Raw genomic sequence first — 12948 nt, forward strand, 5'->3', positions numbered from 1 at the left:
TTACCTACACGCTCAAAGTTACGGCAAACGCACAGGTTTTTGTATTCTTTAAACGGAACGGTGAGCCGCCTCCTGCCATGTGCACGGTAACGCTTACCGAGCCGGAGCACGGCAGTGTAGATACTGTGCCGGTAATCCCGCCCGGCCATCACAAAGTGCCCGAAGGCACCGAACTTATCTTTACGGCAGTACCGGATGCAGGCTATGCGGTGAATAAATGGACGGTTTCGTCGGGCTCATTTTTACTAGGCGGCAGTCCGGGAAGCACGAGCGCGACGCTCAAAATTACCGAAGACGTTACCGTAACGGTTACCTTCGGCAATGTAATCTTCGGCGTAGACGGCGGACACGGTACGCTCAAGGCGGAAGTTGACGGAGCCGAAATCACCTCTCCTGCGCAAGTGGAAGAGGATAAAACGATTGTCTTTACCGCCTCTCCTCATGCAGGCTACATGGTAGACACGTGGACGATTACAGGCGGGCAGCTCCTTGCAGGCGGAAATCCTGAAAATACGACGGCTATGGTAAAAATAACCGAGCCGATAACGGTTGCCGTCTCCTTTAAGCTAAGACCTCCTACCACCTATGCCGTAATCTTCGGCGTAGACGGCACACCGCCGAATGGCACCATAAGCGCAACATACAAGGCGGGCGGAGCAGCCTTTACTTCCGGCACTGCGGTTGCAGAAAATACCGTACTTGTCTTTACGGCGTCTCCTGCTGCGGACTACAAGGTGGAAAAATGGACGGTAAACGGCACGGCCGTTCCGGGTCATATCTCAAACACCTACGAGCACACCGTAACAGAGGCGGCGGATATACGGGTAACTTTTGTGTCTTCCGTAACGATTCCCGATAATTTTACGCTCCCGAACGGTGCAGAGTATAAAGTAACCGACAAGGTGCAAAAGCAGGTAATAATGACAAAGCGGGAAAGCGATGCCGGCGGCGCTGTCTATACCGTCAATGTAAATCCCGAATATTCGGGTATTACATATACCCTCACCGGTTTCAGCAAACAAGGCATAATCAGCTTCGACGGTTTGCTGTACTTAGAAGCTTTTGCGTTAAGCGGTCCGAGTAACTTTTTAAGCGTAGAAGGCGGGGTTTTATTCGATAAGGATAAAACAAAACTGATTCGCTATCCGCGCAATAAAGCCGGCACCTCTTATATGGTACCTTCCTCCATTGAAGTACTGGGGACGTACTCTTTTTCCGTCAGTAATAATCTTACTTCCCTTATTTTACCGGACGGTCTTACAACGGTAGAAGATTTGGCTTTGTACGCTTGCCAGAAATTAAAAACGGTCTACATTCCTTCATCGCTTACTTCCATAGGGAGCCACTTCCTTGGCGCCAGCAAGGTTGAAGATGTCAAGATTCCCGAAGGCGTTACCAAATTAGGCTACCAGTTCCTTGACGGCTGTTCGGCGCTAAAAACGCTTGAACTGCCTGCAAGCCTTACTAAGGCGGGTAATCTCTGTACTGGCTGTACGGCACTGCAAAGCGTTACCTGTAAGGCGGCAACTCCGCCTGCTCTGGAAAGCGCTTTTGGCGGCGTAATCTTAGCCGGCGTAACATTAAAAGTGCCCGCCGCCTCGGTCGGCGACTACCAAAATGCCCCGATATGGAAGGACTTCAAAAAGCCGTTCGTGGGGTTTTGACGGTGCCGTGAGGGTTTGAAAAACTGTACGTCCGTGCGCGCTCTTGTACCTTTAGCGCTAATGGCGTATACTAAGTGCATGCGAAAATCCGTAGACGGCGCGGGAAAAGTATTTTTTGCCGTGCCGTTTTTTTGTTTTTTTTTACCGCTGTGCGTACCGCTTGCGGCACAGCAAACGGTTAAAAATCCTTCAGCAAGCGAGCTGCGTTCACGGGTTGTCGCAGCTGCAAAACAATATGTCGGCGTGCCCTACCGTTACGGCGGCACAAATGTATCCGGCATGGACTGTTCCGGTTTTATCTATACGGTTGCCCGCGAAGCCGCCGGAGTGCAGCTGCCGCGTACGACAACGGCAATGTACTCCTTTTGCCGCATTGTTCCGGACAAAGACAAAGAAATCGGCGATATTTTATTTTTTAAAACGGTCGGCTCAAAAATCTCGCATGCCGGTTTTTATATCGGAAACAATCAATTTATTCACGCGGTAAGCGACGGATTAAACACCGGCGTTATCGTATCGTCTTTAAACCAGCATTCGTGGAAAAGCGTGTATGCCGGCTGCGGTCAATTTTTGCCGCCGGGAAAAAAGCGTTCAAACGATACAAGCGAAACCGACCCGATGCTGACCGCACGCACGGACGAAAGCCCTGCCGCTGCGCGCGGGGAACCCGGCGAAGAGGGGAAGAGAGCTCGTGTTGCAGCCGGAAAAACAGCGCGCACAGCAAGCGCAGAACACAACAAGGAAGCGGCACAGAATACAACCGCCGCTTCTTTTTTTAACAACTGCGCTTTCGATTTTTCAACTCAAGTCGGCTGGAATTTTTATACGGTAAACAGTTTTTTATTTAACTTTCGCGGCGTGTATATGCAAGCGCATGCACGCTGGACAAAATGGACCGTGCAGCCGGGCTTTGCTGCAGAAATCCGCATAGAACCGCCTATGGGAATGTTTCAGTTTCCGCTCCTTTTTACGCTCAGTGTTCCGCACGGATTCCGCATATACGCAGGACCGGTTTTTACTGCAGGAAACGTACATTTAATCGGAAGCGATCAAATCGTTTCGGCTTCGATTTTTCCCGGAACCTTCGGTGCAGGATGGCAAAGTCCGGGGGTAAAAATCGGACGCACGGAACTTTCTTTTATTCAAGACATACGCTGGACGGTATTTAACAACCTTGACAATTCCGCTTTGCCGCCTAAAGAATCCGTTGTTGCCGGCTTAGTGTTTTCTACGGGAGTATGCGTAACGCTCAAAGCTTCCGATTTGTTAAAACAAAGGAGTTTATAATTTTATGAATAAAAAATCACGTTTTTTTGCAGCGGCTGCATATATTTTATGCGTCGCTTGTATTTTTACGGGTCTGGGCTGCAGCGCACGCGCTTCTCTTTCGGTAGCGCAAGACAAAAGCGCCGTATTGACTTTTAAAACCGCTACCGGAAAAACGCTTGACGGAACAATCCGTTCAATTACGGGAGCCGAACAAAACGCTTTGCTGTTTGACGAACAGGCAATCCGCAGCGCTTTTTCCCAAACGGGGCTGTCTTTAAAAGAACTGACGTTTCCTTCATCAACGGGCATATCGCTTACAGCCGAAAGCGCAGATTTAAACAGGGTAGGAAAGTCAAAATTATTTAATTTGCAAAACAGCCAAACGGGCGGTAAGCTGAGCGTGCATTTAACGCCGCAAACTTTAAATGAGCTTTTAAAAGCGCTGCCCGAACAAACAGCCGACTATGCCGATTTGCTTTTAGCGCCCGTTTTTACCGGAGAAAAAATGAGTGCAGATGAGTATGTTCAGCTTATCGGCAGTATGTATGGAAGCAATTTACAAAAAGAGCTGCAAAACGAGCGTTTTGTATTCGATATTGAAGTTCCCGGCCGCGTTACAAAAGCAAGCCTTACGCCTGCAGCTTCGGGCAATATACGTAAAACAGGCTCTTCGGTTTCGGCAGATTTATCGCTGTATAAATTTCTTGCCAATGCCGACGAAACGCAATTATACATCGAATGGGAAAATTAAAACGATTCTCCTTTTATCGTTGTTTATAAGAAATTTTGATACTTTGTCCCGAATATTTCGCCGAGTTTTCGCGCCATACGCGGACTTATCGCTCTTTTCCTATGTATTTGTCAGCCGCTTTTTAGCGATTTTATAAACTTCTCTTCGATGCGCTACAACCAACATAAACACAATAAGTTTATCATCCCGTAGCTGTGCAATAAGCCGATAATCGCCGACTCTATATTTCCAAAAAGTTGATAAATTATCCTGCAACGGTGCACCTAAACTTCTCGGATCCTGCCGTTCTTCTATCTTATTGATGTATTTCTGAATCTGCCGCTTTACAGAACCGTCAAGATTTTCAAACTCGGCAAGAGCTTTCTCTCCAAATTCAATCTTGTAAGCCATTGCGTCGTTTTACTTCTTCCCAAGAAATTGTTGAGCTGCGACCGGCCTCTAAATCCGCCAATCTGCTTTTTGCTAAATAAAGAAGCTCCATATCTTCCAATTTTTCATTCACGGCTTGTTTAATATAATATGATTTGGTTTTACCGGTCATTTTAGCAAGTGTTGTAAGCCTTTCAATCGTATCGGCATCAAACTTAGTAAGAACTGCTTCCATATGGTCTTCCTCCTATATACTTATTATCGTTGTTTATAAGAAATTTTGATACTTTTTATAACCATATATTGGTTATAATGTCAAGTTTCTTATACTATTCCCATTTGCGATCATAAAGACATGCGCTGTTTTTCCCGTGCCGCCATACGGCAACTATTACAGGGTTAAGAGTTTTCAGCTGTTTATTGCAATCTTTCCGTCTAAAATATGAATGCAGCGGTCGGCGCTGTGTCCGATAGTGCTGTCGTGGGTAACGATAATAACAGTTGTACCCCGTCCGTTTATTTCGCGGAACAATTCCATCACTGCTTTTCCGGTATGCGAATCCAAAGCTCCGGTAGGTTCGTCGGCTAAAATAATACGCGGCGCACAAGCTAACGCACGGGCAATTGCCGTGCGTTGTTTTTGTCCGCCCGACAACTCCGAAGGCCGGTGTTTTACGCGCTCGCTTAAGCCCACTTGCTCCAAAGCAAACATAGAGCGTTCGCGTCTTTCGCGAACCGAAAGTCCTTGGTAGCGCAGGGGCAGCATAACGTTTTCCAGCACGTTCATCGTCGAAAGTAAGTGATATTGCTGAAACACAAAGCCGACCGTTTCGTTTCGCAAATGTGCCAATTCGGTTTCGCTCATTTCGGCAGTTTTTTTTCCGTTTATAATAACATCGCCTTTTGTCGGGCGGTCTAAACAGCCGATCATATTCATGCATGTCGATTTTCCCGAACCGGACGGCCCCATTATGGAAAGAAATTCTCCTTGTTCAACTTCAAAGCTGATGCCGCGCAACGCGTCTACTTGCAATTCTCCCATTTCGTAAGAGCGCCACACGTTTTCCAATTTTATAATGCTCATCGGCTGTCTCCGCCGTTTACAAAAAGAAGCGTAAGATCGATATTGTAAATCAAACAATCCAATTCGGTTCCGTTTGTTTTATACAAAATACTTTCGTATGCGGTTTTTGCCCTAAGCACGTCGTCGGCAGAAACAATACCGTCTTTGTACCATTTTTGCGTATCTTCATACAAACGTTTGCCCAAATTCAGCTCTTCGGCATTTTTTTTGCGCTGCCACTCCAAATCGTCGGCTTTTACGGCAAAAAGCCGTATTTGCCGGTCAGCTTCTTTTTTTGCCGCTTGCACGGAAAACCCGTCCAGCTCTGCTGCATAAACACCGTCTTTTCGGGTAAAATCGGCACTTTTATGCTTGTTCATATCCCAGCCGAACGACAAATTAAATTTAGGTTTTTCCGGCGTTTCGACGGGAACGGAAACACCAGCGGCAGCCGAAACACCTTTCCATGAAGATATCAAGCCTGCCGAAAGCGTATTTACGCCGTTTGTGCTTGCCGCAGTGTTCGTATACGAGTAGCCGGCGCTCCCCCGAAGCGAAAAGTTTTTTTTTGCCGAACGTGCTTTTTCGGCATATTCGCTGTTCCATTCGGCTTGTTCGGTTTTTACATAGCGCTCTTTATCAAAATCCATAACGGAAAGCAAGGGCTTGTGAACCGCTTCATCCGGCACCAGAGGAAGCTCCCTTATATCCGAAGCGGAAAGTCCGCAATTTAAAGCAAAGTCAGCCAAAGCGCTGGCAAGCTCGCGCCGTTTTTTTTCCAGCTCGTGTTCATCGGTTTTTACTTTTAATTCGGCACCGCGGTATTTTGAAGAGCCTTTTTCATAGCCTTGCGTTTGCACCGAAGCAAGTTCTTTTTTTGAACTAAGCAGGATATCTTGCAGTTTTGCCGCCGCGGCAGCTTCGGTATATAAAGCGCGTAATTGTGTCCAAAAGTTTTTTTCCACTTGCAAAAAACGGTTTTCTAAAGCCCGGCGGGCAAGCTCCGTTGTGCGGCGCGCTTTTTCGTTTGCCAAATTCCGCACGCTTTTTGCACTCGAAACAATGTCGGTACTCAGCGAAACACCGGCTTGAGAAAGCTGACTTTTTGAAACGCTTCCGTCCGCCGTTTGCAGCGAAGAAGGAACTTCCGCTTTTATTTCCGTATTATTTAAAGAAGGCAGCGTCAGCTTTATTTCCGGCGATACCGAAACGGAAGTGTTTTTGCCGTCTGCAGTAAAAGTCATTGTACCGGTCGAAAGTGAAAGATTTACGGTATTTTCGCCGACCGTTTTTTGCTCGGCAAGGAGAGCGCGGCGCAGTTTTACATCCAGTTCTTTAAGTTCAATGTCGTTTTCGGCATAACCGGCAAGCAAGCGGTTAAAATCGAGTGCGGCAAGAAAAACAAAAGAGCACAGCGCAAAGCATATACACAACAGCAGTTTTTTTGCACGTTTACCGATCTGTATCCGCACTGGTAACTCCTTGTTCTTTAATGAAATAAAGAACTTATTAAAGCCGGAACGGCAATAAAATTTCCTATAGCGCCGCCCAAGCTGGAGAAAAAAAACACTAACAATACGCGTCCGATACGGTTTTTATACAAACCTTTTAAAGAAACCGCATCGTCGATAAGGTGTTCCATATCTTCAACTTTCGGCTTTCGCGCCCACGCTTGCACAAGGCCGGTAAACAGTCCGACGGCAAGAAAGGGGTTAAGCGTTGCCAAAGGGGCACCGAAAAAACCGACCAACACCGCCAAGGGGTGTCCGAAAGCGGCAAGCGTTCCCAGTGCGGCAAGAGAACCGTTCCACAACAGCCAGCGGGAAAGCATTGTAACCGAAGTTTGTGCGCCGTGCATAAAAAAGCCTGCACCGATCAAACACACAAGCAGCAGAGGGAAAATCCACCCTGCAATTTTTGAACCGATTCCGCTTACCGGTACGTTTTCAATTTCACTCACATCCGTGCTTTCTTTGCCTGCGGCAATTTGAGTAAGGTGTTCTTGAACGCCGGGAAGATGTCCTGCGCCTAAAACCGCAACGATTTTTTTGCCCGGACAATCCCAAATATGAGAAGCAAGGTATTGATCGCGCTCATCTATAAGCACTTGCTTTACCGTCGGCAGCGAATTTGCCAATTCTGCCATCATAGAATCCATTTCGTTTGAACTTTTTAAACTTTCGATTTGTTCGGCAGAAATTTCTTCTTTTTCAAAAGCTGCAGCCAGCAAAGCTGTCAGCAATTTTATTTTTCCCCACAAAGAATTTTTTGCCCACGCGCGTTTAAGTGTCGTTTGAATAGGGCGATCGACCATAACGGAAGTAATATGCATATCTTCGGAAACATGTAAAGCGCGGCGCATTTCATCTCCGGGTTTTACCCCGATATCGGCACCCATACGCCGCTGAAAAGCGCTTAACACCACATTTGCAAGCATAATAAAACCGCGTTTTTCTTTAAGCACTTTTACAATATCCAGATTTTTCCACGAATCCGGATCTTTTATGGACGCATAGCGCTGTTCATCCAACTCTATGGCAACGCAATCGGGATTGCGCTCCCGAATGGTTTTTTCCACTTCTTCCACACTTTCTTTTGAAATGTGCGCGGTTCCGACTAAAATAATTTCTTTGCCGCTATCGGTAAATGACAGTTCTTTTACGGTTTGCTGCATATTTGTTTCCATATTTGAAGGATGTCTATTCTTTTGTTTGCGCCGCTTTTTTGTCTTGCGGTTTCATTTTTTCAACCGCCCACTGCGTTAAACGGTATTCAAAAAATAAGGGCGCGTTCATATCGGCAACTTCAAGGTACAATTTGTTTGCCAAAGATTGTTTCCCGGTTAATTCATAAAAAAGTGCCATATAGTACAGCATTTTTCCCTTTGTAGTTCTGCTGTCTTGGTTTACCACTTTATTTAAAACGGCATTATCGCCCGTATCGTCATAATACAGTCTCGCCATTGCATAGTCAAGGCTTTTTCTGTCCAACGGTTTTATAACCTTTGTTAAAAAATCTTTGCTTGCCTTTGTTTTACCCATTTTGCGGTATACGGCAGATACCATAAGCGCATAAGATATGTTGTCGGGGTTGCCTTCTTGCGCTTTTATAAAATTTTTGAGCGCTTCTTCCCAATTTTCCACACGCCACGCGAGAAGGGCAGCCGATTCGTAAGCATAATAGTACTTGGGATTGCACCGGATAACGTTTTGATAGTCGGCTAGCGCTTCTTTATAACGGGCACGCTCGTCTCGCAAACCTCCGCGGTACGTATAGGCAAGAAAATAATTCGGATCGATTTCAATTGCACGTGTCCACGCTTTATCGGCGTTGTCGTAATCGTTTACGCCCAAATAATACGAACCGGCGTCAAGCCAATGATAATACGAATTGTTTTCGTATTTGAGCGCCGTTTTTATATAATCCAAAGCTTTTGCATAATTGCGGCTTTCTCCTGCAAGCTTTGCAAGGTACGCCCACGCCATATCGTTTGTAGGATCGAGTTCGGTTAATTTTGTAAACGTTTTTTTTGCAACGTCGATTTTGTCTAAATACCAGCTTGTTTGCGCATAACCGAATAAAGAAGAACGGTGTTCCGGATCACGCTCAAGACCTTTTCTAAAATAAACGTTTGCTTGCTTAAAATTACGCGTCAGCATAAAGGTGTCGGCAAACGCAGCATTGGCATCGGGGTCTCCCGGATCTTGTTTTAAAATATCTTTAATAATATCTTTACTTTTTTTTGCATCCCCGCCGGCTTTTGCTACCATAGCGCTTAACAATTTTATTTGTTTATCGTTCGGATTTTTTTTAAGCAATTCCGCGGTTTTTTCATCCGCTTGTTTAATGTCGCCGGCGGAAAGTAAAAGAGAAGCGTGCAAATAGTTTACGTCAGGGTCGTTTTTGCATTCATCCGGCATATCTTTAAAGGAAGCAAGCGCTTTTTCTATACCGCCTTTTTGCAAAACTTGCTGTAAATTGTCCGTAAAGCGTTGCGCCGGCGTTCTTTTTGCTTCCGCCGCACTGCCGTTGCCGGTTGCGCCGCTTTTGGCGGTTCCAGCGGTATTTGTTTTAGAAACGGCAGCAGCCGGAGCTGTCTCCGTTTTTTTTACGGATTCTGCAGTATTCGGCGCAGCTGATGTTTTTACCGCAGTTGCGGCAGAAGATACTGCGGGAGTTTTGCAAGAAATAACATGCCCCGAAAAGCATAAAAATCCTGCTGTGCATACAATCGTAAACATCTTTTTTTTCAAAAATCGGCTTCTCATTTTTTTTCCTTATCATTAACGGGGGAGTTGATTTTAAGAGCACCGTTGTGTACACTAAAACAATGGCACGTCATCCCGTTCGTAAATTTACCGCCCTTTTTGTCATATACGGTATTATTATTTTCGGCATTTTTGTATTGCAATTTAGAAATGAATCATCCGTTTCCAAAACTTTCGGCTCCCTTCAATTACGCCTTACTTTAGCCGACGTTCCCAAAAACAGCTTTTATGTATCTGCACACGGCTTAACACTGTATGCAGACGAGGCAAACCCGCTTGTATTGGAAAGCTCCGACAAACACAAAACGCCGCTTATGCTTCAAAGCTGGCAAGAAACAAGCAATACGTCTTTTGAATTGTTTTTTTCCGAAAATGTCGTTCTTTCGTTCGACGGTTCGGGCGATCAGTTTACTTTAAATACAACCGTCCCCCTAAAAAAACAAATCCTAAACATACCTTATAAAACAACAAAAAATCACAGCGTTACGGAAATCGGTCAACAGCGCGCGCTTATAAAATCAAAACTGCACACGTACATATTGCAAGCAGAAGCACTTAGCTACGATTATATACACACAAACAAAGCATCCGCATTTGTACACTTTACCCCATACACCGAAGTATTTACGTTTTCTTTTGCTTCGATTGCTTCGTTTAACGGCGCACAGCCGGAAACACTGAACTTACTGCGTTCACAAGCACGCACAAAACTGGTTGAAAAATTCGCAGATTCCTCTGCCGATAAATTAAACGAACAAAGCGTTGCCGCATACATAGCAGAAAACGCGTTAACCGGAAATTACCGCGGAGCTTTGGAAAACACTCCCGCAGCATTTAAAGACAGTTCAAAGCGTACGTATTTTACCGCTCCGTATTTTAATTCGCTGGCAAAAATGAACCAAACGCTGGTTATGGAGCAAGAAAACATCGCCTACCGCATTCAATATTCTTTAGATAAAAAAACGCCCGATGTTTTTGAACTTGACCGCTTTTGCTCCATTGTACGCCAAAATTCTCCGGAAAAAACAGCTGAAATTTTGGCGCTGCCGGCTTCTTTACCTGACTTTAAGCCGACTCTTGCTCAAGCGGCTGGTATTTTGTCGGTATATGCGAGATTGCACAGTCAAATGCCCGCTTCCGCCGCATATTTGGATTTGGTTTTAAGCATGTGCGTAGACAGCCTTGAAAGCGCGTGTTCTTTATCCGATAACGAAACGCTTTCTCTTTCGGAAAACGGACAGCCTGCAGACGCTGTTTTAACGGCAAAAGCCGGAAAAGCTTTGTACGACTACGGCATCATTGCATCCAAACACGATATACGCTCCGGCGGCATTATGCTTCTTGTTTCCGCGCTTCAAAACATAGACAGTGCCGACGTACGGACTTTAGCAGAATTGTACCCTTACATAGCGGACGACAACAAATTCTACCCGCACACGGAAGTAATCGGCTTTGAAAAAGGAAACCCCGTATGGGCATGGACAGTATCGCCGGAAATAAAGTATGCAAAAGACCAAAATGGGACGGTAACCGTCGAAGCCTCTTTTATTCCCGAAGAAACGCACTATATGATACTTAACGGCATAGAACCGTTCGGTTCCATCGAAATTTATGAAATGCCGTACCGCACCGATCCGCGTTTTGAAATTTACAATTCGTCCGGTTATATTTACAATGCTGAATCAAAAACGCTGTTTTTAAAATTCAAACACAAAAAAGAAGTGGAAGCAGTAAAATTATACTACCGCAATCAACGACAGCCGACTTACACCACAGGCAATGTGGGCAGTGTTCCGCCGGCATCCGAAGCAAAAGAGGCAAGCGCCGGTTTTTCGGAAACGGAAAAAGCGACTCAAAAACAAAGCACGCCGCCTGCCGCACCACCGCCTGCTGCAGCAAATACGGCACCGATCCAAGAACAAAAACGAGACCAAAGTGCAGCTTTAGAAACCGAACAGCAGGAAAACGCAGCGGAGGAACCTTAGCCGAGCTTTTTGCAAAATTTAAATAAAAAGAAAAGCATTTTTTTTAAAAAATTTGTACCCTTTTTTAAAATTCTGTGATATACTGAATAAATAACGGCTATGCCGGAAATCGCATTGGCGCAAGGAGTTTCAGTGAATAAGCGCGATTTTCCTAAGATCCATTTTTACGATCAGGACTTTGTAGATATATATGATAAAACATGGTCTTGGATTCAAGACTTTTGGAAAACACCACCGGTAACCAAAAAACAAAAAGAACAAAGCGATATCGGCTATTTTGTATATCCGGAAGAAGGACAGCCGCTGATTATCGACCAATTGGAATCAATTTTTGCTTCATTTTTTTTGGTATACTCAAACCGTAACTTTCCCGCTCAGCAAAATTTGGACTATTTATATGCCCGGCAAGAAAAAAGCGGTGCTATCCGTTGGAAATATAATTTGCAGGGAAACAGTCCCGTTACCGGCAAAGAAAACCCCGAAGGAATAGGATTGCCGCTGTTTGCATGGGCGGAATTCAACTTATACCACAAATCGGCAAACAAAAGGCGCATAAAAGAAGTTATGCCCGTTTTACAAAAGTATATAACATGGATAGACAATACATTTAAAAAAGATAACGGATTGTACGCGGTGCCGGCTGAAGCAAGCACTATGTTTAACTCTCCGCGTAAAAAAACCGCCTATCCGATCGATTTTAACAGCGCTATGGCTATCAGTGCATTGTATATGGCAGCTCTCGGAGATATTCTCAACGACAAAGATTTGAATTTTCAATACAAACGCTTATATTTTTCGCTCAAAACGCGCATAAATTCGCTGATGTGGGATAAAGACAGCGGGTTTTATCACGATTTGGATGAAAAAGGCAACCGTTTACCTCACAAAACCATAGCTTCTTTTTGGCCGCTTTTAGCTGAAATTCCGAACGAAGACAAAGCCGAAGCGCTTATTTTCCATTTAACCGACCCTAAAACGTTCGGTACGGAACACCCTTTTCCGACACTTGCCGCAAGCGAAAAATCGTTCAGCCAGCACGGCGAAGCTTACCGAGGCAGCGTGTTTCCGGCGTTTAATTTTATGGTTATAAAAGGTTTGGAAAAATATCAGCGGTACGATTTGGCGCGCGAAGCGGCTATACGGCACTTGTACTATATTTTGGACGGAATGTTCCCCCATGGAGACGAAAAAGGTGATTTGTGGGAAGCTTATTTACCGGGAAAAGAAGGGATTGCAAAAATGAACGGTAACCCGGGCTTTCCGCGCAAACGGCATTTAGCTTTTACCGCACTTTCGGCAATAGCGCTGATGATAGAAAATGTTATCGGCTTGTCGATAAGTTTGCCGCGCAAAACGGTAGATTGGATTATTCCGAATTTGGAAATCATGGGGATTGAAAACCTGTCGTTAAAGCGCAATATGATTACGATTTTATCGAACAAAAGTGCACGCGGCTGGGAAATCCAAATGGAAAGCGAAAAATTATACTATTTTACGATTAATATACTCGGTCAAAAGAAAAAAACGCTGCCCATTCCTTCGGGAAAGTGCTCCATGCTGATAGATAAGCTCTAAGATC

Annotated in this window: 11 protein-coding genes; 5 read left to right on the top strand and 6 right to left on the bottom strand. The window is 45.1% G+C overall.

Annotated features, from left to right (window positions below):
• The 3 genes from HMPREF9193_RS00930 to HMPREF9193_RS00940 form a co-directional block, all read left to right on the top strand.
• The coding region (locus HMPREF9193_RS00930) for a leucine-rich repeat domain-containing protein (protein ID WP_021686160.1) at positions 1–1664 on the top strand (1664 nt) is incomplete at its 5' end.
• A 78-nt stretch (positions 1665–1742) separates the two neighbouring features.
• Positions 1743–2951: a C40 family peptidase gene (locus HMPREF9193_RS10635; RefSeq protein ID WP_051305960.1), complete on the top strand. Its 1209-nt coding sequence runs from the start codon at positions 1743–1745 to the stop codon at positions 2949–2951.
• Positions 2952–2955: 4 nt separating this feature from the next.
• A complete protein-coding gene (locus HMPREF9193_RS00940; protein ID WP_021686162.1) occupies positions 2956–3684 on the top strand; it encodes a hypothetical protein in 729 nt (242 codons plus the stop codon).
• 99 nt (positions 3685–3783) lie between these two features.
• On the opposite strand, the gene HMPREF9193_RS00945 is transcribed toward HMPREF9193_RS00940, so the two are convergent.
• From HMPREF9193_RS00945 to HMPREF9193_RS00970, 6 genes are all read right to left on the bottom strand, one after another.
• On the bottom strand, positions 3784–4074 hold the full coding sequence (locus HMPREF9193_RS00945) for a type II toxin-antitoxin system RelE family toxin (RefSeq protein WP_021686163.1): 291 nt from the start codon (positions 4072–4074) through the stop codon (positions 3784–3786).
• A complete protein-coding gene (gene relB, locus HMPREF9193_RS00950; protein WP_021686164.1) occupies positions 4058–4288 on the bottom strand; it encodes a type II toxin-antitoxin system RelB family antitoxin in 231 nt (76 codons plus the stop codon). Before relB ends, HMPREF9193_RS00945 begins: the two co-directional genes overlap by 17 nt.
• 174 nt (positions 4289–4462) lie before the next feature.
• Positions 4463–5137: an ABC transporter ATP-binding protein gene (locus HMPREF9193_RS00955; RefSeq protein ID WP_021686165.1), complete on the bottom strand. Its 675-nt coding sequence runs from the start codon at positions 5135–5137 to the stop codon at positions 4463–4465.
• Positions 5134–6588, bottom strand: coding sequence for a hypothetical protein (locus HMPREF9193_RS00960; protein WP_021686166.1), 1455 nt, complete (start codon positions 6586–6588; stop codon positions 5134–5136). The genes HMPREF9193_RS00955 and HMPREF9193_RS00960 overlap by 4 nt, the downstream gene beginning before the upstream one ends.
• A 17-nt stretch (positions 6589–6605) precedes the next feature.
• Positions 6606–7802, bottom strand: coding sequence for a TraB/GumN family protein (locus HMPREF9193_RS00965; protein ID WP_021686167.1), 1197 nt, complete (start codon positions 7800–7802; stop codon positions 6606–6608).
• A 13-nt stretch (positions 7803–7815) separates the two neighbouring features.
• Entirely contained in the window at positions 7816–9384 is a 1569-nt protein-coding gene (locus HMPREF9193_RS00970; protein WP_021686168.1) for a tetratricopeptide repeat protein, read from the bottom strand.
• A 62-nt stretch (positions 9385–9446) separates the two neighbouring features.
• Here HMPREF9193_RS00970 and HMPREF9193_RS00975 point away from each other — a divergent pair, with 62 nt between their 5' ends.
• Together HMPREF9193_RS00975 and HMPREF9193_RS00980 are read left to right on the top strand one after the other, a co-directional pair.
• A complete protein-coding gene (locus tag HMPREF9193_RS00975; protein WP_021686169.1) occupies positions 9447–11369 on the top strand; it encodes a hypothetical protein in 1923 nt (640 codons plus the stop codon).
• A gap of 132 nt (positions 11370–11501) precedes the next feature.
• Positions 11502–12944, top strand: a complete 1443-nt coding sequence (locus HMPREF9193_RS00980) for an MGH1-like glycoside hydrolase domain-containing protein (protein ID WP_040847262.1) — start codon at positions 11502–11504, stop codon at positions 12942–12944.
• Positions 12945–12948: the final 4 nt, after the last annotated feature.

The organism is Treponema lecithinolyticum ATCC 700332, assembly GCA_000468055.1.
Classification (GTDB): domain Bacteria; phylum Spirochaetota; class Spirochaetia; order Treponematales; family Treponemataceae; genus Treponema_C; species Treponema_C lecithinolyticum.